Origin of the sequence: Streptomyces sp. SP18BB07 (assembly GCF_036322545.1) — a bacterium.
In the GTDB taxonomy this organism is placed as follows: domain Bacteria; phylum Actinomycetota; class Actinomycetes; order Streptomycetales; family Streptomycetaceae; genus Streptomyces; species Streptomyces deccanensis.
In genome coordinates, this window is the sequence record NZ_JAQYWT010000354.1 from 66,057 (window position 1) to 90,092 (window position 24,036).

Genomic DNA, 24,036 nt, shown 5'->3' on the forward strand with positions numbered 1-24,036 from the left:
GTGCCGTTCACCGTCACCGGCGCATTCAACGACGGGGCGACCTACAGCGTGCAGGTCACCGGGCAGGCCGACCGCCCGGTGATCGGGTCGCACCGCGCCACTGCCCTGGTGGAACTGCACCAGGGCAGTCCGGTCTCACTGTCCCCTACCGGGCCCGTACGCGCGGTGGCCGGTAATGATGAGGCGACCGTGCTCGCCGTGCTGCGGGAGTACACCCACGTCGTCGAGGAGGGGCCCGGTGTCCCTCGGAAGGCCAGCGTTCCCGGGTGATCCCGGCACTTGCACAATTGTGCAAGAACGATCTTGATCGAGGTGGGTGCGGGCATGGCCGGGACACAAGCGGCCCCGCCCGTCATCCTCCGCCCCGTGACGAGATACGGATTGGCCATCAAGGCGCTCCCCAAGGGCGGTAAGCCGTTCGGGGAGGAAGAAGACGACGAGCAGCCCGAGAACGCCGAGGGCGAGGCTTTCGAGGGAGACGACCCCGCAGCGGCCTTCGAGGAGGACCCTTCCGCTGACATAGGCCAGGACCCCGCGGCGCCGCCCGAGAACCTGGCCGTGCCCCCGGAAGACTCCGCTCCCGAACCGCCCGCCGCGGGAGCCGAGCCCCCCGCCGAGGGCGAGGCGCCGGTCGACGCACTGGAGCCGCCGGCTGACGACGCCCGACCGTGGGCTGGCGACATGTACGACGAGGGGGGCGAGTCCGATCCAGCCGACTCCTTTTCTGCCTATACCGGCAGCGATGGTGAACAGGCTTGGTTGGATCGGGCCCCAGACGGCACACTGACCGGGTGGGTCAGGGACAGCACGGGCCAGGTGTGGCGCTACACCGATCCGGACGCGTGGGCGGTCGACGTGGACGGCGCGCACATGACCCGCACGCACAGCCAGGCCGAAGAACCCGCCGCCCCGCCCGAGGCCACCCCGCCCGGCAACCGCGGCGTACAGGACTCGATGTTCCAGCAAGGGAGCTGACGTGCAGTTGACCCGCAGCACCGCCCTCGCGCTCCAGCAGGAGGGCAAGGCCGCCTACGAGAAGGGCGACCCCGCCGACTCCAGCCCGTACAACCGATTCGGCAACGCGGAGCAGCAGTTCGGTTACCAGTTCTGGACCCGCGGCTACATCACGGCGCGCTCAGCCGACGAAGGAGCCAAGGAGCCTGCAGGAGCCAGCGCAGGACGTTAGGCAGACGCGAGCGGCACGGTGCCCGGCGGCCCACTGTCCACCGCCGGAGGTTCCCCGCCGTGCCGACCGCTGCTCCACCCACCAGACCCGCACGCCCCAGCACCATCCAGCGAGGCACCAGCCGGGCTATCTACGCCGTCACCGGCGTGGTCGACGAGGTCCAGGACCTCATCGTCCCTGGCGCCTTCGCCCGCACCCTGGCCAAACGCCCCGTCAAAACGGTGTGGCACCACGGGTGGAAAGACCCTGTCGGCGTCGTCGTCCTATGCGAGGAATGGCTCCCCGGAGACCCGAGGTTCCGGGACATCCCCGACTGGCCCGCCGAAGCCGGCGCACTCGTCGCGACCGTGATCTACAACCTGCGCACCCGCCAGGGCCGCGATTGCTACGAGCAGGTCAGACAGTGGCACGAGCACAAGCAAGCCGCATTCTCCATCGGCTACCGCGTCCCCGACACCGGCGCGAGCAAGCGCGGTGACGGGGTCCGCGTCATCCACGATCTGGATCTGTTCGAGGTCTCGCCCGTTCTGCACGGCGCGCACCCGCTGACACGCAGCCTCGAGGTGAAGTCCGCTACCGGCGGGCACGACGGGCTCGAGTACAAGACCACGCCCTCACACGTCGAGATCGACGTCGTCGCCACCCCGACAGGTGAGGCCATCAAGGTCGCGGGCCTGGCGGTGAAGGCCGGCGACACCGGCCGCCTGCTGATGATCCAGCGGGCCCTCGACGACGATGACCCCGCGGCAGGCACGTGGGAGATCCCCGGCGGACACCTGGAGGACGGCGAGGACCCCCTCGCGGCCGCGCTCCGCGAGTGGGCCGAGGAGACCGGCTCGATCCTGCCCGGCACGGCCACCGTCGTCGGCTCCTGGACCGCCCCGAACGGCATCTACCGCGGGTTCGTGGCCGTGGTCCCCACCGAGGACTCCGTGCCCATCAACACGCCACACGACGATCGCCGGGTCACCAACCCCGACGATCCCAAGGGCGACGCGACTGAGGTCACCGCCTGGTGGCCGATCGCGGCCCTCCCCGACATGTCGCTCCTGCGGCCGGAGTGCCGCGAGACGCCGTGGGAACTCCTGGCCGGCGCCGCCCTCCCACACGCCCCGGAGCCGAAGCCGATCCGGCCCATCTCCCAGAACGTCCTCGAAGGCATCATCGCCGCCACCCAGAACGGCGTGACAGCCGAGACGAAGTCCGCGCGTGCCACAGTGGCCGCCGCCCGCGCTCTCCTGCCCCTCATCGAGCACAAGTCCGCCCGTGCCACGGTCGTCGAGGCCAAGAGCCGGTTCACGCACCTCCCGGAGGCCTCTGTGATGTCCCCCAACCCCCTGCCCGAATCCCAGGAACAGCTTCGGGCCCGCCTCGCCGACAGCGTCCGCGAACTCCTCGACCAGGACGGCCGGACCTGGACGTGCATCGAGGGCACCTACCCGGATCGCGTCATCGTCTCGGTTCACGCCGAGGACGAACAGAGCAGCAGCCACTACGCCATCCCGTACACCCTCACGGCCGAGGGGCAGTTCAGCCTGGGCACTCCCCAGCCCGTTGAACTCGCCACTGTCGTCCTCCCCGAGGGAGCCAGCGCACAACGCGCGGCCACCGAAGCAGAGGACGTGGACGCCCGTCTGGTGAAGCCCACCGTCGAAGCACTCACGGAAGCGACCGCGCGCCTCAACTCCACCAGCGCGGGCCCGGAACACCTCGATGGCATCCGGGACAAGGTGCGCACACTCGTCGCCGCTCTCTCTGCCAAGGGCCTCACGATCGACCACGCCCCGGACGAGACTCAGCCGTCGATGCCCGTTCCCGAGACGTCTTCAACGGCTGGCCCGACCGGCATGGACTTGTGGGACGAGTACACCTTCAACGACGAGGACGACGAGGACGAGGTGTCCACCGAGGACACACCACCCACCGAGGACGCGGTGAAGGACGACGACACAGTGCGGCTGGACGCCGACGAAGTGAAGGCCGCCCTCGCCCTCATGAGGGGCTGAGTCGCGCGACTCAGCCCCCGCCCCCGAAAACGGGAGCCGCGCCCGGCACCCACAAAACAGCAGGTCAAAACCTACGTGCTGCCCGCTCTTGACTCCCTGAGTGGGCAGCACGCGACGTTAACCCCTCTCTCCCTCTTCCATTCGGCCTCGCGTTGAGGCTGTCCCGGTGCTGGCCGGGCGGAGCGACGCACGTCAACCGCACCCCAGCACCAGGGAGAGAGCAGCAATGCCCGACAACGCTCGCATCAAGGAACTGCAGCGGCAGCTCCAGGCCAAGAGCGCCGAGGCCGAGGAGATCAGCAAGGGCTTCAAGGTCGAGGACGGCGGTTTCGTCGTCTCCACCGATCAGGCCACCAAGTTCCGCAAGGTCTCCAGCGAGGCACAGGAGATCAAGAGCCTCATCGACGCCGAGATGGGGCTGGCCGAGATCAAGCAGTACCTCGACGCTCCGGACACTCAGCCGGCCGCGGCCGCGCACTACGGCCAGACCCCGACGATGGAGGAGAAGTCTCTCGGTGACCTGTTCATCGAGTCCGACTCCTTCAAGCGCGCCAGCGCCGCCGGGTTCGACGACCGCCCGTACATCCGCTCCGCGATGGAGGGGAAGTCGATCTTCTCCCTGTCCGCGGGCACGGTCACGCACCAGACCCTCGGCAGCGTCCAGAACCTGGGCATCGCCGAGCGGCAGTTCCGCAAGTTCCACATCCGGGATCTCTTCCCGAAGAGCTCGACCAAGCAGGCCGTCCTCTACGGCGCGCGGGAGACCGGCTGGACGAACAACGCCCGGCAGGTGAAGGAGCGCTACGCCGCCGACGGCACCAGCCCGGCGACCGGCGCGGACACCGACACCTGGGGCCGCGCGCCGCGGTCGAAGCTGTCGCTGACTCCGGTGATGTACCCGGTCGCGGAGGTCGCGCACCTGATCGACGCGCACAAGAACATCCTGGCCGACGAGCCGAGGCTCAAGACGTTCATCAACGGCCGCATGGTCGAGGGCGTCAAGTACCAGGAAGACTGGGATCTCCTCCACAGCGTCGGAGACGGCCAGTCCCTCACCGGCATCTACAACACCCCCGGCGTTCAGCAGTACACGGGGTTGGCGGCCGACAAGTACTCCGTCCAGATCCGCCGCGCGATCACCAAGGCGCTGCTCGCCGAGTACGAGCCGACCGGCATCGTCCTCAGCCCCACGATGTGGGAGCACGTCGAGGTCGAAGAGGACGACAACGGCGCGTTCCGCGTCGCGGTCGCCGTCGCCATCGGTGCGGAGAAGAAGGTCTGGAGGTTGAACGTCGTCGAAACCACGGCGATGGCGGACACGGACTTCCTGATCGGTGCGTTCGGCCTCGGCGCGCAGCTCCACGACAGGGAGAACGTCAGCGTCACGGTCTCCTCGGAGAACGCGGAGAACTTCGAGCGGGGCCTGATCACCTTCCGCGCGGACGAGCGCCTGGCGCTCGAGGTCCCGCGCCCCGAGTCGTTCGTCATCGGCAGTTGGACCACGCCGACCGGCTGACCGGAACGCGGCTGAGGGGGTGCACCCGAGCGCCAGGCGCACCCCCTCCACGCACCACCATCACGACGACGGAGGACGCTGGTGATCGAGAAACAACCCATTGGACTGGCGGACGAGTTGGACGCGCTCGCCGGCGCCCCCGCCGCTCACCGCGGCCCGCCGTGCAGCGTCGGCGCCTTCCTGGCCACCGCAGACAAGGACGTAGCGACCTCCCTCCGCACGGCGCTGGACACCAACCGGGTCACAGCACGGGCCATCGCCGACACCCTCAGCCGGTACGGCGACCCGATCACCGCGTGGACCGTCGCCCGGCACCGGCGGCGCGGTGAGTCCAACGGATGCCGGTGCGAGCGATGACCCTGAGCAACGACCTGCAGGCGCTCCTGGATCCCGCATCCCACGAGCAGAGCCAGCCTGCCCAAGTACAGCGCCCGCAGCCGGCCGTTCCCCGCGGCTGGGAGAGCGGAGTGAAGTACGAGGGCGGCACGATGGTCGTCACCGCCCCGCCCGCAGAGCAGCCGCCCGGCAGTGAGGCCGACTGGCGCGCCCGTGTCGAGGAGATGGGACTCGCTATCCCCGCGGGGTTCAGTGTCCGCCTCGTGGAGGCCAAGCACGACCCAGCTGCTTGGCACAGGGATGCCCAGGGCGAGGACGCCGTCACCCGCGCCGTGTGGCGCTGCCGCTACGTCATTGAACCCGCTGCACCCGCGTGGCAGTCCGCCGGCGACATCGACGCCCTCGTACGCGACGCGATGCGCCGCCGCCGCAAACCTCGTACGGCAGCCGACACAGCGGAGCGCGCCCTGGTCGTCGTCTACGCCGACGCCCAGGCCGGGAAGGTCGGCAGGGACGGCGGAACTCCCGAGCTGGTCGCGCGCGTTGCCGATCGCTTCGATCGGCTCGAGGACCATCTACGGGATCTCAAGGCCATCGGCCGCGCCCCAACAGCGGCGTACTGGCTGGATGCCGGGGACTGCGTCGAGAACTACGAGAACACCGCGCAGCAGGCGTACACCAACGACCTGACGATGACGGAGATGATCCGTGTCCACCGGCGGATCACCTTCGAGGGCCTGGACCGCCTCGCCGGACGCTTCGGGCGGGTCGTCGCCGCGACGTGCGGCTCGAACCACGGCCGGGTCCGGCGTGGCCGCGAAGCTGTCGGTCCTCCCAGCGACGACTGGGGCATTGAAGTCCTCTCGCAGATCGCCGACGCGTACGCCCGCAACGATGCCGCATACGGGCACGTCAGCTTCGTCCTGCCGGAACGGTGGCGGGAGTCGGTATCGCTGGATGTCGCGGGGACCATCGTGGGCCTGTCCCACGGGCATCAGTACCCGCGGCCGGAGAAGGCCGTGGACTGGTGGAGGGGACAGACGTTCGGCCGTCAGCCGGTTGCGGATGCCGACATTCTCGTCAGCGGCCACTACCACCACTTTCGGGCGCAACAGGTCGGCAGCGGCCGTCTGTGGATTCAGGCGCCCACGCTCGACAACGGCTCCGACTGGTACACCGCCCGCAGTGGTGAAGTCTCCGCCTCTGGCCTCTTGGTCTTCAGCGTCGGCCCGGACGGCTGGGACGACCTCCGCCTCCTGTAGCCCGCCCAAGATCATTCTTGCCCAATTGTGCAAGCGCCGACATGAGCAGAGCGCGACCCAAGCCCTTCCCGCCCCTCATCCTGCCCCGACTGACCCCCAAGGAAGGACAATCATGGGCCTCTACAAGGCAGACGGCACCCGGATCACCAAGGCCGCGTTCCCCGCGACCAACGTTGCCGATCCGGAGAAGGTCGTCACCGCGGACATCTACAGCACCCGCCCGTACACCCCCGACGGCGACCAGAAGCCCGAGGGCTCGATCAAGACCGTCGCCTACAAGGTCGGCGCGGTGCTGCGTCAGTCCGAGATCGACGGGCTGTTCCAGACCGCGACCATCGACACGGTGAGCCCGGCAACGGGGCCGACCGCGGGCGGCACCGTCGTCACGATCACCGGCACCTCCCTGGACGGGGTGTCGGCAGTCAACTTCGGCGCGACGCCGGGCACGGCCCTGACGATCCTCTCCGCCAAGAAGCTGACCGTCACCGCACCCGCTGGCACCGCTGGGGCGAAGGATGTCGTCCTGATCGACGACGCCGGCAACGTCACCAAGACCGGCGGCTTCACCTACGCCTGATCCGCATGACGGGGTGGCTCCTCCACGCAGGCGCAGGGGCGCCACCCCGCCCGCAACCCGTGCCGCCGCCTCCCGGCGCGACACAAGCGACGCCCGGGGCGCAGAGTGCGCGCCGACCGGATCACCATCCCCGAGGAGCCACCATGGCCACCACCACCCGAACCCGCAAGACCACGGCGAAGCCCGCAGCCCCCACCGAAACGCCCGCCGCGGCCGAGCAGACCACCACGGAGCCCACCAGCGACACACCCGCCGAGGGCACCACCGAGGCAGCCGAGGAGACCTCCGCAGCCGACAGCACCCCGAAGGCGCCGGACGTCGCTCCGCTGGAGCCGCCAACCGTCAACGCCGCGCCAGAGCCCCCTGCCGATCCCGGCTACGTCACCCCGACCGAGGTCATCCCCGACGAGGACAACCTCGCCGAGGTCATCCTCGACGACGACACCAAGCAGCCCCCGGCCGACGTGAACGCAGTCTTTCAGCCCGTCACCCCGTACGGCTCCACCCTCGTGTGCACGATCCGCCTGATCGAGCGAACGTTCCTCGGGCCGCACGGAACCCCCGTCGAGCGACTGCTTCAGCCCAAGGGCGCCCACCTCTCCGAGAGCGTCGCCGCCCGTATCCGTGAGCGTCTGGTGGCCCAGGCCGCCGCGAACGCAGCCAAGAAGTAAGGGAGGCCCGGGTGTCGGTCGTCGACTACGAACCCATGTACGCCGGGGCGTACTACGACCCCGAACCGGCCGGCGGGCAGGTCACCAGCCTCGCCCTGTACGACGGCCCGGACCGCACCACCGAAGTCGCCGCGGCAGGGCCGGGCACTCGGCTGCGGGCCGGGGCGTACAGGTTCACGCTGCCCGGCATACCGCCCGGCCGCTACTGGGCCACCGTCACCTTCACCCCGAGCAACGGCGCCCAGCCCGTTCAGGACCAGTCCGTACGGCTAGACCTCCCCCTCGGGCTGGGCCTCGTCACCTCTCCGGAAGCCGTCGCCGACGACCTCGGAGTGCCGCTCCCGCTTACACCCGTCCAGCGCGACGCCCTCATGACGGCGATCCGTAAGGCACAGTCCGACGTCGAGGGGTACCTGGGACAGCCCCTCGTCCCACGGGTCGTCACCCGCAAAGCGCTCACGCCCTACTGGCGCCCCGATGCCGACCTGTCCGACACCGAGGCGTGGCCATACGAAGTCGATGGCATCTGGCAGGTGTCCGCCCACCGTGACCTCGGGGACGGCACGTACGACGTCGACTTCCTCGTGGGCCTGGACGGTGCAGCCGAAGACCCGGTCGTCCGCTACGTCACCGCTCACGCCGCCGAGGCCGAACGCAACCGCCCCGGCGGTGTCGGCGCACAGGGCCGCCGCGTGTCCTCCGTCAGCGCCGAGGGACAGTCGATCTCGTACGAGTCGGCACCTACCGCCGGCCAGGCGGGTGCCCTGCCCACCATCGACACGCTGTCGCGATTGAAGCGCCGCCTGTGGCAGCCGCTCAACGCCCCCGTCCGACCACCGTGGCCGTACTCCTCCACCCGCTTTCGCGGCCGCTGACGAAGGGAGCTGCCGGGCCATGGCCGTCGTACTGCCGAACGCGCTGCTGACGGTGTACGCGCTCGCCCACCCCTGGGAGCGCGACGCCAACGGGGTGCCAGTGCCGCCGAACCCGGGCCAGAAGCCAACCCCGCGCGGCACCTGGCCCGGGTCGGTCCTCGAGCAGCCCGACGGCTCATGGTCGGTACGACTCGATCCCCAGGCCTGGCCGGTGAAGGAAGGCGACACCATCTCCGACGAGACCGGCCGCTCCTGGACCCTGTCGAGCACCCGCGAACACAAGGTCCCCGACGTCCCGGATGTCGACTACGTGCAGGCCACCGGCACGCTCAACCCGCCCGAGGTGGCGTGATGGCCGGAGCGAAGTTCACCCCCGCGCAGGGCCTGGAGGCGCAGCTCGCCCGCATGCTGGCCCCCGCGGTGCAGCGCATCGCCCGCCAGGTCGAGATCGAGGCGAAGCGATTGGCGCCGCCCACCAAGCGCTGGGTGACCATGGGCGACGCCAAGGTCCGCCCCACCCACGTCACCGCCAACGGCCAGGAAGTGCCCGGGAATCTGCGCTTCGCGATCGACTCCATGCGCTGGGACATGGAACACCGCGGCGTCGGCCCCACGACGTACATGCTCGAGCCGCTCGACGAGACCTCCCGGGCCGTCGCCAACCTCAAGAACTGCCGCTGCCGCGCGCACAAGGACCCGGAGGGCATCGCCCGGCACATCAACACCGGCCAGCCGGTCGTCGCCGGGAAGCGGGTCACAGTCACGGTGTCCGTTCAGGCCCCCATGGTCGTCGAGGCCGAGGTGGGCACCGTCTACCCGGGCAACCTGCGCGCCGATGGCACCTTCTTCATGTCCCGCGCGGCCGCCATCGTTGCCGCCCGCCGCTGACGACGCGACACAAGCGGCCCCCGCCCGCACAGTGCGCGCCATGGCTACGAACCCCACCACCAAGAAGGCCGCCGCGGACGCCGCGGTGGAGGAATCCGCCGAGGCCGTCCCCGCGACCGCCCCGGCACGTCCCGCCCGCAAGGCGGCCCCCGACCCGGACGTCGTCGGCCCCGAGCTGCCCGCCGGCGTTGAACCGGTCGCGGTCACACTGGCGCACCACCACACCATCGACGGCATCGGCTACTCGCCAGGCGCCCAGCTCCTCGTCTCCCCGGACTACGCCCAGCGGCTGCGCGGCCAGGGCTACGCCACTCAGGTCTGATGAGCGAACTCACCCTGGCGGACGCGGATCCGGTCTCTGCGCTCCTCGCCTGGCTGAAGGAACACCCGGCGGTCGCCGACGCGCTCGGCGGCCCCGGCCGTGTGTCCGGAATCGAAGAGGCGCCATGGCCGCACCTGCGCATCGACCACGGCCCCGGCGGAGACCTGCGGGACATGAACTGGGCCATCTCGCCAGAGGTGACGCTCGAGGCGTACGGCGACCCGGGCGGATGGCCGGGCAAGGCCGAACTGCGGCGAATCCTGCTGTGCTGCGCCAAGGCCGCCCAGGAGCTCGGGGAGGCGCCCCATGCCCCCGGCCGTCCCGTCCTCGCCGGTATCAAACCGTCCGGGCTGCTGGTGTGGTCGCCGCTCGTCGACGGCCAACCCAGGTGGGTCATGAACCTCTCCGTCACCATCCACCCGTGACGACGCGACGTTAACCACCCCGGCTCTCCAAGGTGTCCGCGCCCTAGCACCGGACACCAAGGAGAGGCCCGCCATGGCTGGCGAGAACAACAACAACGAGATCGTTATCCCCCAGCTCTGCCGCACCTGGCTGGCCCCGGTCGGCACCACCGCCCCAGCCGACGCCACGGTGACCATGCCCGCCGGGTGGTACACGGTCGGGCTGTTCACCGAGGACAGCCTGAAGTTCAACTCTGAGCCGAACTTCGAGCAGGTGCGCAGTGCTCAGTCCTCGTACCCCACCCGCACCTTCCAGACCACGGATGCGGCGACCGTAGAAGTTGACCTGCAGCAGTGGTCCGGCCGGAACTTCCGGGCGGTGTACGGCGGCGGCAGCATCGCGGCCGTGACCCCGTCCGGGGGTGGCGCGTCGCACTACAGGTTCGCTCCGCCCCGGATCGGCGGACGCACCGAAGTCGCCGCGTGCATCGAGGTGATCGACGGCGGCAAGCACTACCGGTACGTCATCCCGCGGGTGATGCAGATGGAGGGCGTCTCCAAGGACCTCGCCAAGAGCAAGGAGGCCGTGCTGCCGTTGAGGCTGGCCGTCCAGGGTGGGGACGACACGGATGCCTGGTACGTGCTGACGGACGACCCCGCGTTCCAGCCGCCGGCGCCGACCATCAGCACCGTGACTCCGTCCACCGGTCCGACCGCGGGCGGCACCACCATCACCGTCGTGGGCACCAACCTCGACAGCGCCACCGCTGTGACCGTCGGTGGTGCGGCCGGCACGGGCCTCGTCGTGGTGGACGAGACGGAGCTGACCGTCATCACTCCGGCTGGCACGACCGGAGCGAAGGACGTCGTCGTGACGACCGCTGGCGGGAGCGTCACCAAGACCGGCGGCTTCACCTACGCCTGATCCGGCTCGGCGGCCGCCCCTCCCGCCCCGCGGTGAGGCAGGGGCGGCCGCACGCCGCGACACAAGGTCCGCAGCGCTGCCACTGTCCGCGCGCTGCCGCACCCCGCGACTCAGCTTCGTACACCCGAGAGGTCCACCCATGTACGTCATCGACCTGACCGCCGATCGGCGCGAGGTTCAGTTTCCTCACGGAATCCCCGTCAAGCTCTCCGAGACGCATGACGTCATCTTCCCGGCGGAGCTGCCAGCGGAAGCCCTCGACCCCATCCTGTCGGACGAGTTGGACCTGGTCGGTCTCCTCGGCGAGGTCATCGACTCCGCCGACGGCGACGCGGGCGTCAAGGAGGTCGTCAACGCCCTCTTCCGGCGTCCGTCCCTGCCGCGGAAGTTCCTGGAAGCGATCCGCAAGACGTACGAGATCCTCCTCGGCGACCAGCACAAGGAGTTCCTCGAGTCGAAGCCGTCCATCCCCGACTACGTCCGCCTGACGATCGGCCTGACCAAGGTCTACGGGGTTGAGCTGGGAAAGCTGTTCAGGTCGGCCGACTCCTCCGAGAACGATGGAGCGACGTCGAGTCCGACCTCTCCCGGTACCACCGAGTCGACGCCCGACGCGTCTGGCTTCGTCCCGGACAGCCCGGCTTCCTCGGACTCCGGCGGCTGATCTCCCTTATCGACGGCCTCCCAGACGACTCCCGGGTCCGCTCCGCTCCCCTCGGTGGCTGGAGCCGGGTCCACGAGCTTCTGGCCCTGGTCGTCGAGGAGATCGGGCTCCTCGCCGCAGACAAGCGGCGTGACGAGCCACTTGCCATCGTTCGCCCGTCGCGCTCCGGCACCACGAGGCACAGCGGCCCCGGCATTCCCTCCCGGCCGCAGCCCACCCCGGAAGCGTCGGCGCCCCGCATGACCGGCCACAAGCAGATGCTCGCGGCGGCCATGCAGAGAGGAATGGTCCGTAGTGGCTGAAGGCCTGCAGGCCGGCCGCCTCGACGTGCCGGTCGTCGCGAACCTCGCGGGGTTCGCTGAGAAACTGCGCACGCAGGTCGAGACGGCCGCCGAGGGCCTGGCCGCCAAGGTGAAGGTCGAGATCGACGCCAAGGGCCTGCGGCGACGTCTCAAGGACGTAGTCAAGGAAGCGTCCAAGGGCGTCACCGCCACCGTTCGCGTCAAGATCGACGAAGAGCGGTTCCGTACCGAACTCGACGGGATACGGCGCCGCCTCGACAACGCCAGCCTGAACCTGCCCGTCCGGCCGAACGGCGACGGCCAGCGCCGAGGCGGACTGCTCGGCGGGCTGCGCGACATCATCTCCGGCGCCCAGGGCGAAGCCGACCGCAACCCGGTCAACGTCCCGGTGCAGATGCGGCTGCCCGGCGGCCGCCGCGGTCTGCGGATGCTGGGCATCGGCGCGATCGTCTCCCTCCTGCAACCCGCCGTCGCGCTCCTCGGCCAGTACGGCGCAGGCCTGACCGCGCTCGTGTCCGCGGCCGCGCCCGCGGTCGGCGTGCTCGGTGCGATCCCGGGACTGATCGCCGCGGCGGGCACTGCGGCCATCGGCACGAAGGTCGCGTTCTCCGGAGTCGGGGACGCCATCAAGGAGTCACTGAAGGCCCAGCAGCAGCTCGCCGCGGGCGAGAAGCTGACCGAGGCGCAGCAGCAGAAACTCGACCAGTCCCTCGGCAAGCTCTCCAAGAGCGCCCGCAAGACCGTCACGACGGTCACAGCGCTGTCCGGCGCCTGGCGGGACATGAAGAAGTCCGTCCAAGAGCGCTTCTTCTCCCGGATCGCCGACGATGTCAAACCCCTGTCGAACGCGGTCCTGCCGCTCCTGAAGAACGCCCTCGGCGACAGCGCCGACCAGATGGGTGCCCTGACAGAGCGCGGCGCACAGTTCATGAAGACCGGCGTCTTCCGCAAGGACTTCAAGACGATCGCGGGCACCAACTCCCGCGTTGTCGGCCACATGACCGACGGTCTCGCCAACCTCGGTCGCACCACGCTGGACTTCCTCGTGGCCTCGGGGCCGTTCACCGAGCGGGTCGCGCGCGGTGGCGAGCGTATGACGCAGTGGTGGCGGGCCTCGGTCCAGGCAGGCCGGGAAACCGGCAGCCTCGCCAGATTCCTCGACCACGCCGGCGACAAGGCCGTCCAGCTCGGACGCACCACCGGCAGCCTCATCAAGGGACTCGGTGGTCTCGGCCGCGCGGGCATGGAGACCGGAAACGCTCTCCTCGACGGCCTCGAGGGCACCATGCAGCGGTTCGAACGCTGGGCGAACTCCGGCCGCGGGCAGAAGATCATGCGGCAGTTCTTCAGCGACGCCGCACCCGCCTTCCACGAGGTCAACCTCCTCTTCGGGGACCTCATGCGCGGGCTCGGCCGGTCCATGAAGGACGGCGGCATCACCGACTTGGTGCGGCAGATCCGCACCGAACTGATGCCGGCGCTCGGCACGTTCTTCAACGCCCTCGGTCAAACCGTCGGGCCCGCGATCATCAGCGTCCTCTCGAACATCGCCACAGCGATCGGCAACCTGGCCGCGGCCGGAAGCGGGCTCGGCGTACTGCTCGTCGCCTTTTCGGGACTGCTCCAGGTCTTCAACACGCTGATGAGCATCGTCCCCGGCGCGAACAGCGTCCTGGCAACCTTCTTGGGCACGATGCTCGCCCTCAAGGTGATCAGCGGAGTGGCCGGCCTGCTGCGCTCCTTCGGGTCATCCGTGACCACTGCGGGCACCTCCGTGCGCAGCTTGGGCACCACCATGACCGGCGCGCTCGGGCCCGGCGTCATGGGCCCCCAGGTCACCATGTGGCAGCGGATGGGACTCGCGTACAGAGGGGCAGCCGGTGACGCCCGCGGACTCGGCGGTGCGATGCGAGGCCTGCGGGGAGCGAACCGGGTAGCCACCAGTGCGCTGGGCGGAATGGCGTCCGCACTGGGCGGACCGCTCGGGCTGGCCATCGCCGGCGTCACCATCGGCCTGGGCCTGCTGGCCTCCAAGCAGGAGGAGAGCGCCCGCGCCGCCGAAGCCCACAAGGAACGCATCCAGTCCCTTGCACGGGCCCTGGCGGACTCCAACGGCGTCATCGACGCGAACGTGAGAGCGCACGCGGTACAGCTCCTGCAAGACACCGAGCTTGCCGACGGCAAGGGCAAGTTGGTCGACGTCATGCGTGCGGCGGACGTCAGCCTCAAGACCCTCACCGACTCCTACCTGGAACAGGGCGGCAGCGTCGACGGACTCCAGAAGAAGCTGCAGGCGCTGGCCGACGCCAACCAGGAGTACGTGAGCTACGCCGCCGACAAGGCGTCCAAGCTCGAATACACGGACGAGGGGCAGAAGTACAAGGACGCGGCGGACGCGCTCGGTTCCCTCAATGGGGAGCTGAAGAAGAGCCAGCGCGACACCAAGGAAGCCGCCGACGCCATGAACAGCGCCAGCGCGACCGGCACCAGCGCGTACGGCCGTCTGCAGGCCGCCGTCCAAGGGTTCAGCGACAAGACCCTGTCCGCAGACCAGCGCGTCGACTCTCTCAAACGTGCTCTCGACGCGCTGAACGGCAACACCCAGAGCTTCCACGACGCGGAAGCCCAGCTCAACGCCGTGATGCTCCAGATCGACGACACCATGAAGGGCAACATCGAGAAGGCCGACGGCTGGGGCAAGGCGCTCATCTCCAACGACGGGTTGGTCAACACGGCCACCCGCAACGGCCAGACCTTGAACAGCCAGCTCACCGACATGCGCGACGCGATGCTCGGCGTAGCCACCCGCTCGGCCGAGGCCGCGGAGCAGGGCCTTATGCCCATGTCCGAGGCGATGGACAAGAGCCAGGCCGCCATGGACAGGGCCCGCGCGAAAGCGATCCAGCTCGCGACGGACATGGGCATCCCCAAGGACGAGGCGAAGGCGCTCGCCGACCAGATGGGATTTGTCCCGGACACCATCACCACGCTCGTCACCGCAAAGGGCATCCCCGAGGCGACCGCCGAGATTCTGGGTCTGCGCGGCAAGCTGGAGAGCATCAAGCCGGGCAAGTCCATCCAGATCAAGGCCCCCACCGTCGAGGCCCGTGCCCAGCTCGAAGCCCTCGGCTTCACCGTGCAGCGCATCCCGGGCAGTAAGAACGTCTCGGTCACCGCGCCAACGGGCGGCGCGCGCGTGAACATCTCCGCCCTGGCCGAGGACATCGCCGCCGCGCCGGACAAAAAGAAGGTCACCGTCCAGGCGATCATTACGCAGGCCGCCGGCGACCTGAAGAACGTGCAGGAGAAGGTGGCAGGCCTGCCCAAGGGCAAGTCGATCGACGTCAAGGCTCCGACGAAGACCGCTCAGCAGGCGTTGAAGGACCTCGGCTACAAGATCACGAACGTGGACGGGAAGAACGGGAAAACCGTCCGGATCACCGCCCCGAACAAGACGCCGCTCGCCAACGTGCAGGCCATTCAGGACAAGATCAACGGCCTCACCGGCACGACCGTGCACGTCACGGTCAAGTACAGCGAGTCGGGTAAGCCGTCCGTTGTCCGGACGCACGCAGACGGCGGGATCGTCCACTACGCCAACGGCGGCATCCGTGCGGCCACCAACCGCGTCAAGACGTTCGCGGCCGGCGCCGAGCGGCACATTGCCCAGATCGGAAAGCCGGGCGAAATACGCATATGGAATGAGCCGGAGACTCAGGGGGAGGCTTACCTCCCTTTGGCCCCCAGCAAGCGCAAGCGCAGCAAAGCCATCCTCGAGCGCGTCGCGGAGATGTTCGGTGGCCAGGTCGTCTACTTCGCCAACGGGGCGCTCCGTCAGTACGCCCAGGGCGCCGTGCGCTCCACGAGCCGAAGCACCGTGCGGGCCCGCACCGGTACCGCCAAGTCGTCGTCGGCCCTCGTGGGCGGCGACCTGAACCTCAACATCGGTGCCGTCGCGAGCACCGCCACCGCGTTGGAGGACGCCATGTTCGAGCTGACCCGCATCCGCCTCGGAGGCACCTATGAATGACGGCGACTGGCAGATCAGCTACGGCAGTTACGACGATCTCCCCGGGGCGCTGCTGACCTTCGGCAGCCAGTCGTCCGGGATCGTCTGCGTGAACGAACCGAAGGTCACATTCGGCGACGCGGAGAACGGCGACGCCGACCTCCCCGGAGAGGACGGCATCCGGCTGGGCCGCGACTACAAGAAGACGGCGACTATCACGTTCGAGCTGGGCATCGACGGCGTCGACACGATCGTGGACCGGCACTGGCCGTGGCGGTCGTACGGCAACGGCGGCCGGATAGGCGGCTGGAGCCCAGGGGAGCAGACCATCGCCCTCGCCACCAAGAAGGGCATGAGCCCGGAAGAGCGGGTGAGCGAGGGCGTCGACATGGTGCGCGCCGTGTGGGACGCCAGTTCCATCCGCCGCAGGGCAACCAGGGTGGCGACGCTCCTGCACACCCGGGCTGGCCGGACCCGGCGCATGTACGGGCGGCCACGGAGGTTCGAGGTCGCGGACTCCCGTCTCGAACGGCAGGGCTACGTGCCGTGCGTTGCCGACTTCGTCTCCGTCGACGCCCGCTTCTACGACAACACCGAGAAGACGGCCCCGATGTGGGACTACTACCTGGGCAGCCGCCCGAACCGGCCCGGCCGCCCGTGGTGGATCGTCGGTGCACAGGCCCCGTCGAGGAAGACCGTCACGGTCGATCAGCGCGGCCGCCTGACGACACAACCCGTGATCGTGATTCACGGCCCGTGCAAGGACCCAAAGATCACGTTCTCAGGGCTGTGGTCGGTGCAACTGGCCATGACGATCGCTGACGGCGCCTACGTAACGATCGACCCCCGGTCCTGGGTGAGAACGGTGATCCGTACCTCGGGCGGCACGACGGCGTCCGTGGCGGACAAGCTGACCCGGGCCTCAGCTCGACTCGCCGAGATGACGATCCCTCCGGGCCTCTGGACGGCATCACTGTCCTACACACGCTCGAGCACGAAGATCATGGACGGACCCAAGGTCGATATCAAGTGGCGGGACGCGTACGCCTGGTGGTGAGGCCGAGACACAAGGCCCGTACGTCGGTCACGTTCCCCTCTCCGTTCGGATGAGGAGGCAGGCATGACGTGGGACCCGATCCCGTGGTTCGTGGAGAACACGGCCGCGTCGGAGGAGACGATGCGGCTGATCGTCGAGGCGGCAGTGTGCGGAGGTGAGGGAATCGTCGGCCCGACCGACCTACGGGTGACCGCTCTCGACGTTCCGGCCGACGCGGTGCAGGTCGGAGTCGGCGCGGTCATCGCCAAGCGGCGCGCGGCGGCCGGCGGCGGCTCCCAGTCGTACGCGGCCCGGATGCCGACCGTGGAACAGGTCGACATCGAGCCGGCCGGAGCCGACGGCCCCCGCTCGGACCTGGTCATCGTCCGAGTCGAGGACCCATACGGCGGCGAGGTCTGGCCGGAGCCGGAAGACCCGGAGGTCGGACCGTACGTCTACACCCGCGTCATCTCCGACGTTCCGCCCGGCACGACCCGCATCCAGGACATCGAGCCGAGCTCCACCGCCATCACCCTGGCGCGGATCGACCTGCCGACCAGCGCAACCACCGTCACCGCCGCGATGGTTACCGACCTGCGGGAGATGGCCCGACCGCGGACCCAGACCGCCCGCCGCTACGTGTACGGAGCCTGGTCGACCCCGGACGACCTCGGACCGATCACGACCGAGTGGGAGGCCTTCCCGCTCGGCGCGATCTGGTCGGAGAAGGTCCCCGAGTGGGCGACCCACGCCACCGTGCACGCGCTCGTCACCGGACTGCTGCACCCGGACACGATCGAGGCCCGCGGCGAGTTGCGCCTCACCCTCGGGGAGGCGCACGGGCCGGGCATGCCGTACGCCGCCGTGCAGGCCGGCCGCCTGGCGGTGCAGGCCGGAAACAGGTTCCTCCTGGACCCGGAGGACCGCGGCGAGGTGGTGAACCTGATCCTCGAAGGCATCGGCACGGACACCTTCACGGGCGTGCTGCGCGCGGACACCGCCACGGTGGTGTCGGTCGAGGTGACGTACGAGCAGGCCCCGGTGAGCGCCTGATGGGGTGGCGGTACATTGCCCAGCGGACGACCACCGGCGACTTCCTCGACTGGGACGTCCCGTTCGTCGCGGAGGCTCCTCCGAAGCGGGAACTGAACGGGCCGGGCGAACTGCGCGGCACCATCAACCCCGAGTACCTACGGCTGATGGCCAAGCCGGACGGCCTCCCGATCATGGCCGAATGGGCTACCAGCCTCTACGCGGAGTATGAGGGCCGCATCAGGTGGGGCGGCCTGATCACCAACCTGGGCTTCAAGGGCCAGGCGATGCAGGTCACGTGCCGCGGGTACACCGCCTACCCCAACGGCATGCCCTACCTGGGGTCCACCATCCGCTCCGGCGGGAAGATCGCCAAGAAATGGGCGTACGAGGGCCGGGACAAGAACCACGACGGCTACATCGACGGCTCGTCGCCGAAGAAGAAGATGCCGCCGCGCCCGAAGAACACCATCAGCTCCAGGTGGGACGCGTACGACGTCGTACGGCACATCTGGGCGCACCTGCAGGACTACCAGCGCGGCAAGCTCGGCATCACCCTCGACAAGCACGACTCCGGGTACAAGCTCGGCTCGTCCAACGGCGAGGACCCGTGGGAGTTGCAGTGGTGGGAGAGCCCCGACTGCGGCTCCACGATCACCGAGGTCATGAACCTCGCGAAGGGCGACTACCTCGAGCGGCACTACTGGGACGGCACGAAGGAGAAGATCCTCCACCACATCGACCTGGGCAATCGCCGATTGGGCCGCGCCCGCAAAGACCTGAGATTCGCTCAGGGCGAGAACATCATCGAGATCGCGACCCCGTCCTATCAGGGCGACTTCTTCGCGAACAACGTGTACGTGATCGGCAAGGGCTCCGGCGCCAAGGCAGCCCGGGTGCGCGTAGTCGTCGATGACAAGCGGCTACGGCGGGCGAAGATCATCACCCGGAAGTCGACTGCCAACTCCAAGACGCTCACCGGGTACGGCAAGGCGGAGCGCGCGAAGCACGACCAGCAGCTCACCATCCCGTCCATCGCGATCCGGCACCACCCGAACGCGCCGCTCGGCTCCTGGGCACTGGGGGACCGCATCCTTCTACAGGTCGAGATCCCGTGGATCGGCGAGATGGCGATCTGGCACCGGATCACAGCCGAGGAGATCGACCCGGCCGCCGGCACGGCTGTCCTCACGCTGACCCGAAGCGACTTCTACGGCTAGCACGCGACACTAACCCCCGCGCTCTTCCACCCTCCCCGCGTCGCTGGAGATCCCGGCGGCCGAGGAGGAGGGAGGGGTTCGGGTGTCCTTCGGCCTGGACGAGCGCGAGCAGGCCAAGCAGTTCGCCGCCTACTTCAAGGGTCTCGAGGACCGGCTGGCCGCGCTGGAGCGTTCCAACCAACTCAACAACGCCAGCATCGAGGGCGGCAGCCTCGACATCTACGACGCAGAGGGCACCCTCAAGGGCTCCATCGGCGTCCAGCCCGACGGCGCGGTCGCCCTGGTCCCCGATCGCGCCAACACCGATCCGCCTCCGGCACCGACAGCCCCGGCCGTCGAGTCCGCTCTCGCGGGCCTGCTGATCGGCTGGGACGGTCAATGGGACGACGCCTCCGAGGCGCCCAGCGACTTCGCGCTGATCCAGGTCCACGTTGGGGCGACCGAGGACTTCACCCCGGACGTCGCTACGCAGGTCGCCACGATCACCGCGCCCCTCGGCGGGTCAGTCACCGTGCACATCGAGGGCTACGACCCGGTATGGGTGTGCCTGGTCGCGCAGAACACCGCGGCGCTCACGGGCACCCCCTCGCCCACGGTGCAGGGGCAGGCACGGCAAGCAGTCACGCAAGACCTCATCGACGGGATGATCACCGAGGTCAAGCTCGCCGAGAACGCCGTCACTGCCGCCAAGATCGCCTTGGGTGCAGTGAACGCCACGGCGCTCGCCGACGGGGCGGTGCTCGCCGAGAAGTTGGCGGCCAACGCGGTCACTCAGGCCAAGCTCGCCAACGGCGCAGTCACCGCGCTCGCCCTCGCCGACGAGGCCGTGACCGCCGCAAAGGTCGCTGCCGGCGCGATCGACTCGGCCAAACTCGCCGACGCTGCGGTGACAGCGGCGAAGATCGGCAACGCGGCCGTGACGACGGGCAAGATCGCCGCGCAGGCCGTCAACATCAACGCTCTCACCGCGGCGCTCGCCGACTCCGCCTCCCAGCGGTGGGTCGACGCGATGGGCGACTCCACGGCGTGGACGGTCACGCAGCTCGGCACGGGCGCCTCCTGGACGCACCTCAACGCCGTGGCCGACGCCCCGACCGGGCAAACCGTCGGTCAGGCCACTGGCTTCGTCCGTCTCCGCGGCACGGTTCAGATGCCGTACGACCCGGATGTCCTGTACCGGGTCTCGGCCCGCATCCGCGCTACCGCTCAGCCGACCACAGCCGACGTCGTCTATGTCGGCCTCCTCGGGATCGGCGCCGACGGCGCCACCCTGGTCAACCGCGACGGCGCGAACTCCGCGAACTCTCAGCACTACGTCGCCGCTTCCGCCAAGCCCGTGGCTACGGCGGACGGCTGGGTCAACGTCATCGGCTTCGTCAAGGGCCGCGCCGCCACGGGCTCCGCAGGCCCGAACAACGACCCTCGGTCCCCGGGCACGGTCCACGCGAACGTCAGGTTCGTCGCGCCGTACGTCTGGCTCAACTACAACAACCAGTCAGCCGCGGCCGGGACGATGCAGGTCGACGCGGTCACCATCGAGGCCCTGAAGACCGGCGTCGTCGACTCCATCAACCTGGTGGCCGGGAGCGTCACGGCCGCGGCAATTGCGGCAGACGCTGTGACCGCGACCCAGATCGCCGCCGGCGCGGTCACAGCCGCGGAGATCGCCGCCGGAGCAGTGACGACGGCAAAGCTCGCAGCCGGCGCGGTCACGGCGGCGGAGATCGCGGCGAACACCATCACGGCTGGGCTCCTGGCTGCCAACTCGGTTACCGCGGCCGCGCTCGCAGCGAACTCGGTGCAGACTGCCGCACTCGCCGCGGACTCTGTGGCCGCGGGAAAGATCGCGGCAGACGCGATCACGGCCCGGGAGCTCGCGGCGAATTCCGTCACAGCTTCCGAGATTTCCGCCGGGGCCGTCACCGCAAATGCCATCGCGGCCGGGGCAGTGACGACCGAAAAACTCACGGTCGTCGGGGGCTCCAACGTCCTCCCCGACCCCTCATTCGAGGGGGCCGGGGGCGCAGCCATTGCCGCGAAGCAGGCGTGGCTGTCGATCGACCACGCCTTCGGCAACGGCACCCCGGCGAGCCTGAAGATCGACGCCACCTCAGCAACCGCGGCATACCGCTCTGCCGAGCTCGCCCTGCTGCCCATCACAGCGGGCGATCAGGTCTACATAGCTGCCGACTACTACCCGTCCACGGACTGGGTCGGCAGCGAGATCAACATGCACATCCGTTGGGAGAAGGCCAACGGCACCGTCCTCAGCTTCAGCAAGCTCGTCACGGCCACGCCGACCAAGGGGGCATGGGCCCGCTTCACCGGCGCCTTCACCGCGCCGGCGGAGGCCACGCAGGGGCGGGTGCGCGTGGAGTCCGGCAACGGCACAGCAGGCTCCGTCTGGTGGGACAACGCGGCGGTGCGCCCGGTCGTGCCTGGCGTGCAGATCGCGGACGGCGCGATCACCGCGCCGAAGATCGTGGCCGGGGCCGTCACGACGGACAAACTCACGGCCCTCTCTGTGACAGCGGAGAAGATCGCTTCTCTCGCCGTCACCACGGACAAGCTGAGCGCCCTGTCCGTGACCGCGGACAAACTCGCCGTGAACAGCGTGACGGCAACGGCCATCGCCGCAGGAGTCATCGACGCTACCCATATCAAGGCCGGCTCCCTCACCGCGGACAGACTCGCGATCGGCGCGAACGGCGACAACCTGATCGCCGACCCGTCCTTCGAGGGCGCCGTCACCGCCCAGCGCGTCGTCGGCTTCCCGGCTTGGACGGTCGTGTCAGGCGGCCGTGACACCGCGAAGGCGCTGCGCCAGGACGCCACCGCCAACAGTGAACTCCCGCTGCTCGGGCCGATCCCTGCGATGCCCGGTCAGAAGATGTACCTAGCCGCCGACTACTACGCCTCGACCGACTGGGCCGGGGACCATGTGCTGATCTACGCGGAGTGGCAGGACGCGTCCGGCACCACGCTGAACTGGTCCAACATCACCGCCGCAGGCAACATGGTCAAGGGCGCATGGACCCGGATCGCCGGTATCGGCAGCCTCGCTGCCCCCTCCGGCACTGCGCAGGTGATCGTGCGCCTCAAGTCGCTCAACTCCACGGCGGGCAATGTGCTGTGGGACAACGCCGTTGCGCGGTTCGTGACCGCATCCGGTACTTCCGGCTCGCGAGCGGAGATATCCCCGCTCGGCCTCCAGCTGTACGACGCAGACGGCGACGAAGCGGTCTCCCTCATGACCGGCCGCCCCAACTACCTGACGATGAGCACCGACGGGTTGCCGGTGGCGACCATCGACCAGGACGGCGGCGCCGGGTTCCAGCGCCTGGCCGTGGCCGACACTCTTACCGTCGCCGGGGCTGACCTGTCGGAATACCTCAACGCGCTCCCGCGAGGCATCCAGGCCATCGACTACCAGGTGAGCACACGCACCGCCTCCGCCACGGAGATGGGCTTTGTTGAACTCGCCTGCGAGATCGACGCCACCCGCATGTACCGGTTCGTGTTCTCCGCCCGCGCCAACCCTTCCGCGGCTGGCGGGGAGCTTCAGCTGCGCTTGCGGGACGGAGGCACGGGAACGCCCACGATCACCTCCACGCAGAGGTACCAAAGCGTCTACCACATGGGGCTCGGGAACAGCTTCACGCCGCGGATGGAACACGTCGAAAGCGGCGCTGCCATCGGGGCCGGCCTGCACCGGTTCCTGATCACCTTCACCAATGCGCTGGGCCCGTCTGGTCAGACCTGCGAAATGTACGGCTCCTCGACGTCCAGAGGCTACTTCTACATCGAGGACGTCGGTCCCGTTCTCCCGGAGACCGGCGGCTACAACGACGGCGGCGGCACGGTCGCCCAGCCGCCGACGAAGTACACCAAGACGTACTCCGCGACCTGGTCGGGCTCGTACTCCAGCCGCAGCTCGTACAACAGCTTCTACGGGAACTCGTGCTACCAGGGCTACTACTCGTCGACGAACGGCACTCAAGCCGCGTTGATCGGGTTTCCGTCCTCGCTCGCCACCGACCTGTCCGGCGCCGTGATCCAGAAGGCAGAGGTCTATCTCTACTTCGATCACTGGTACGCCAATGCGGGCGGCAAGGCCGTCATCAAGGCGCACTCCCACACGTCCAGGCCCTCGACGTTCTCGTCCGACTCCGAGTCCAAAACGGTCTCGTGGGCCCGCAACGAGGGCAAGTGGGTGGACATCACGAGCGTGTTCGATTCGACGAGCTGGCGGGGCATCGCTCTGGACCCCAACAGCACCTCGACCACGTTCTACGGGAGGGCCCGCGGTTACGGCCAGACGAACCCCCCGAAGCTCAAGGTCACCTACACCAAGTAAAGGAGCCCCGCCATGCCTGCCCTGCCGCTGCCCCTGGCTGTGATCTGCGACCTCGCGTGCGAGGTGTCTTTACTGCCTCGTGTCCGCATGGCCATCGCCGTTGTCGCACAGGAGATTTTCGCCGAGTCTCCGACGACCGCCGGGTACCCCCTGCGCTGGAATCTCGCGAAAACCGTGCTCAGCCCCACGGAGGATCAGGCCGCGGCAATGATGGTGGCTCTCGTCGTCTCGCCGAACCTGCTCGCCGCGGCCGCCAGCACCGGGTCTACAGATCCCGTGTCCATGGCCGCCGCGATCACGGACGAACAGATCCTCAGCGCGATCCGTCAGGGGTGGAACGCCGTCGCCGGCGTCAGCCCTGCCACCGTGGGGGCGACGTAAGGCCCCTCGGTGCTCCAGCGTTCCGGTTCGCGGGGAGCCGCGGTCTTCGGGCCCGGCTCCCGCGCAT

The 24,036-nt window shown here is 69.1% G+C and carries 22 protein-coding genes; all 22 read left to right on the plus strand.

From position 1 onward, the window contains the following. Positions 1 to 270 (plus strand): hypothetical protein, encoded by a 270-nt coding sequence (locus PUR53_RS36125; protein WP_329911085.1) that lies wholly within the window; start codon positions 1 to 3, stop codon positions 268 to 270. A 96-nt stretch (positions 271 to 366) separates the two neighbouring features. Beyond that, positions 367 to 975: a hypothetical protein gene (locus tag PUR53_RS36130; RefSeq protein ID WP_329911086.1), complete on the plus strand. Its 609-nt coding sequence runs from the start codon at positions 367 to 369 to the stop codon at positions 973 to 975. Between the two features lies 1 nt (position 976). Then, complete coding sequence (locus tag PUR53_RS36135) at positions 977 to 1,186, plus strand: hypothetical protein (RefSeq protein WP_329911087.1); 210 nt, start codon at positions 977 to 979, stop codon at positions 1,184 to 1,186. Positions 1,187 to 1,245: 59 nt separating this feature from the next. Beyond that, on the plus strand, positions 1,246 to 3,192 hold the full coding sequence (locus tag PUR53_RS36140) for an NUDIX domain-containing protein (RefSeq protein WP_329911088.1): 1,947 nt from the start codon (positions 1,246 to 1,248) through the stop codon (positions 3,190 to 3,192). A gap of 226 nt (positions 3,193 to 3,418) precedes the next feature. Next, positions 3,419 to 4,708 (plus strand): phage major capsid protein, encoded by a 1,290-nt coding sequence (locus PUR53_RS36145; protein WP_329911090.1) that lies wholly within the window; start codon positions 3,419 to 3,421, stop codon positions 4,706 to 4,708. Between the two features lie 81 nt (positions 4,709 to 4,789). Further along, complete coding sequence (locus PUR53_RS36150) at positions 4,790 to 5,065, plus strand: hypothetical protein (RefSeq protein WP_329911092.1); 276 nt, start codon at positions 4,790 to 4,792, stop codon at positions 5,063 to 5,065. Further along, the gene (locus PUR53_RS36155) at positions 5,062 to 6,306 is read left to right on the plus strand and encodes a hypothetical protein (protein WP_329911093.1); all 1,245 of its coding nucleotides are present in this window, start codon (positions 5,062 to 5,064) and stop codon (positions 6,304 to 6,306) included. Before PUR53_RS36150 ends, PUR53_RS36155 begins: the two co-directional genes overlap by 4 nt. Before the next feature lie 112 nt (positions 6,307 to 6,418). Then, positions 6,419 to 6,883 carry an IPT/TIG domain-containing protein gene (locus PUR53_RS36160; RefSeq protein ID WP_329911094.1) on the plus strand — a complete coding sequence of 155 codons (465 nt, stop codon included), beginning with the start codon at positions 6,419 to 6,421 and terminating at the stop codon, positions 6,881 to 6,883. A gap of 143 nt (positions 6,884 to 7,026) precedes the next feature. Further along, on the plus strand, positions 7,027 to 7,554 hold the full coding sequence (locus PUR53_RS36165; protein ID WP_329911096.1) for a hypothetical protein: 528 nt from the start codon (positions 7,027 to 7,029) through the stop codon (positions 7,552 to 7,554). An 11-nt stretch (positions 7,555 to 7,565) separates the two neighbouring features. Continuing rightward, the gene (locus PUR53_RS36170) at positions 7,566 to 8,429 is read left to right on the plus strand and encodes a hypothetical protein (RefSeq protein ID WP_329911097.1); all 864 of its coding nucleotides are present in this window, start codon (positions 7,566 to 7,568) and stop codon (positions 8,427 to 8,429) included. A 19-nt stretch (positions 8,430 to 8,448) separates the two neighbouring features. After that, the gene (locus tag PUR53_RS36175; RefSeq protein WP_329911098.1) at positions 8,449 to 8,781 is read left to right on the plus strand and encodes a hypothetical protein; all 333 of its coding nucleotides are present in this window, start codon (positions 8,449 to 8,451) and stop codon (positions 8,779 to 8,781) included. Further along, positions 8,781 to 9,317 carry a hypothetical protein gene (locus PUR53_RS36180; protein WP_329911099.1) on the plus strand — a complete coding sequence of 179 codons (537 nt, stop codon included), beginning with the start codon at positions 8,781 to 8,783 and terminating at the stop codon, positions 9,315 to 9,317. Before PUR53_RS36175 ends, PUR53_RS36180 begins: the two co-directional genes overlap by 1 nt. Positions 9,318 to 9,357: 40 nt before the next feature. Next, positions 9,358 to 9,639, plus strand: coding sequence for a hypothetical protein (locus tag PUR53_RS36185; RefSeq protein ID WP_329911100.1), 282 nt, complete (start codon positions 9,358 to 9,360; stop codon positions 9,637 to 9,639). Continuing rightward, complete coding sequence (locus PUR53_RS36190; RefSeq protein ID WP_329911102.1) at positions 9,639 to 10,064, plus strand: hypothetical protein; 426 nt, start codon at positions 9,639 to 9,641, stop codon at positions 10,062 to 10,064. The genes PUR53_RS36185 and PUR53_RS36190 overlap by 1 nt, the downstream gene beginning before the upstream one ends. A gap of 73 nt (positions 10,065 to 10,137) precedes the next feature. After that, on the plus strand, positions 10,138 to 10,968 hold the full coding sequence (locus tag PUR53_RS36195) for a phage tail tube protein (protein ID WP_329911103.1): 831 nt from the start codon (positions 10,138 to 10,140) through the stop codon (positions 10,966 to 10,968). A gap of 139 nt (positions 10,969 to 11,107) precedes the next feature. Continuing rightward, positions 11,108 to 11,632, plus strand: coding sequence for a hypothetical protein (locus tag PUR53_RS36200; RefSeq protein ID WP_329911104.1), 525 nt, complete (start codon positions 11,108 to 11,110; stop codon positions 11,630 to 11,632). A gap of 294 nt (positions 11,633 to 11,926) precedes the next feature. Beyond that, on the plus strand, positions 11,927 to 15,964 hold the full coding sequence (locus PUR53_RS36205) for a hypothetical protein (RefSeq protein ID WP_329911106.1): 4,038 nt from the start codon (positions 11,927 to 11,929) through the stop codon (positions 15,962 to 15,964). Further along, on the plus strand, positions 15,957 to 17,000 hold the full coding sequence (locus tag PUR53_RS36210) for a hypothetical protein (protein WP_329911107.1): 1,044 nt from the start codon (positions 15,957 to 15,959) through the stop codon (positions 16,998 to 17,000). Before PUR53_RS36205 ends, PUR53_RS36210 begins: the two co-directional genes overlap by 8 nt. A gap of 63 nt (positions 17,001 to 17,063) precedes the next feature. Beyond that, positions 17,064 to 18,032, plus strand: a complete 969-nt coding sequence (locus PUR53_RS36215; RefSeq protein WP_329911108.1) for a hypothetical protein — start codon at positions 17,064 to 17,066, stop codon at positions 18,030 to 18,032. Then, on the plus strand, positions 18,032 to 19,231 hold the full coding sequence (locus PUR53_RS36220) for a hypothetical protein (protein WP_329911109.1): 1,200 nt from the start codon (positions 18,032 to 18,034) through the stop codon (positions 19,229 to 19,231). The genes PUR53_RS36215 and PUR53_RS36220 overlap by 1 nt, the downstream gene beginning before the upstream one ends. 82 nt (positions 19,232 to 19,313) lie before the next feature. Then, on the plus strand, positions 19,314 to 23,588 hold the full coding sequence (locus PUR53_RS36225; RefSeq protein WP_329911110.1) for a hypothetical protein: 4,275 nt from the start codon (positions 19,314 to 19,316) through the stop codon (positions 23,586 to 23,588). Positions 23,589 to 23,600: 12 nt separating this feature from the next. After that, on the plus strand, positions 23,601 to 23,969 hold the full coding sequence (locus PUR53_RS36230) for a hypothetical protein (protein ID WP_329911112.1): 369 nt from the start codon (positions 23,601 to 23,603) through the stop codon (positions 23,967 to 23,969). The last annotated feature ends 67 nt before the right edge of the window (positions 23,970 to 24,036 follow it).

Coding starts and splice junctions, on each gene's coding strand:
- PUR53_RS36145 (WP_329911090.1), top strand. CDS start 3,419: ATGCCCGACAACGCTCGCATCAAGGAACTGCAGCGGCAGCTCCAGGCC.
- PUR53_RS36155 (WP_329911093.1), top strand. CDS start 5,062: ATGACCCTGAGCAACGACCTGCAGGCGCTCCTGGATCCCGCATCCCAC.
- PUR53_RS36160 (WP_329911094.1), top strand. CDS start 6,419: ATGGGCCTCTACAAGGCAGACGGCACCCGGATCACCAAGGCCGCGTTC.
- PUR53_RS36165 (WP_329911096.1), top strand. CDS start 7,027: ATGGCCACCACCACCCGAACCCGCAAGACCACGGCGAAGCCCGCAGCC.
- PUR53_RS36175 (WP_329911098.1), top strand. CDS start 8,449: ATGGCCGTCGTACTGCCGAACGCGCTGCTGACGGTGTACGCGCTCGCC.
- PUR53_RS36180 (WP_329911099.1), top strand. CDS start 8,781: ATGGCCGGAGCGAAGTTCACCCCCGCGCAGGGCCTGGAGGCGCAGCTC.
- PUR53_RS36185 (WP_329911100.1), top strand. CDS start 9,358: ATGGCTACGAACCCCACCACCAAGAAGGCCGCCGCGGACGCCGCGGTG.
- PUR53_RS36190 (WP_329911102.1), top strand. CDS start 9,639: ATGAGCGAACTCACCCTGGCGGACGCGGATCCGGTCTCTGCGCTCCTC.
- PUR53_RS36195 (WP_329911103.1), top strand. CDS start 10,138: ATGGCTGGCGAGAACAACAACAACGAGATCGTTATCCCCCAGCTCTGC.
- PUR53_RS36200 (WP_329911104.1), top strand. CDS start 11,108: ATGTACGTCATCGACCTGACCGCCGATCGGCGCGAGGTTCAGTTTCCT.
- PUR53_RS36210 (WP_329911107.1), top strand. CDS start 15,957: ATGAATGACGGCGACTGGCAGATCAGCTACGGCAGTTACGACGATCTC.
- PUR53_RS36215 (WP_329911108.1), top strand. CDS start 17,064: ATGACGTGGGACCCGATCCCGTGGTTCGTGGAGAACACGGCCGCGTCG.
- PUR53_RS36220 (WP_329911109.1), top strand. CDS start 18,032: ATGGGGTGGCGGTACATTGCCCAGCGGACGACCACCGGCGACTTCCTC.
- PUR53_RS36230 (WP_329911112.1), top strand. CDS start 23,601: ATGCCTGCCCTGCCGCTGCCCCTGGCTGTGATCTGCGACCTCGCGTGC.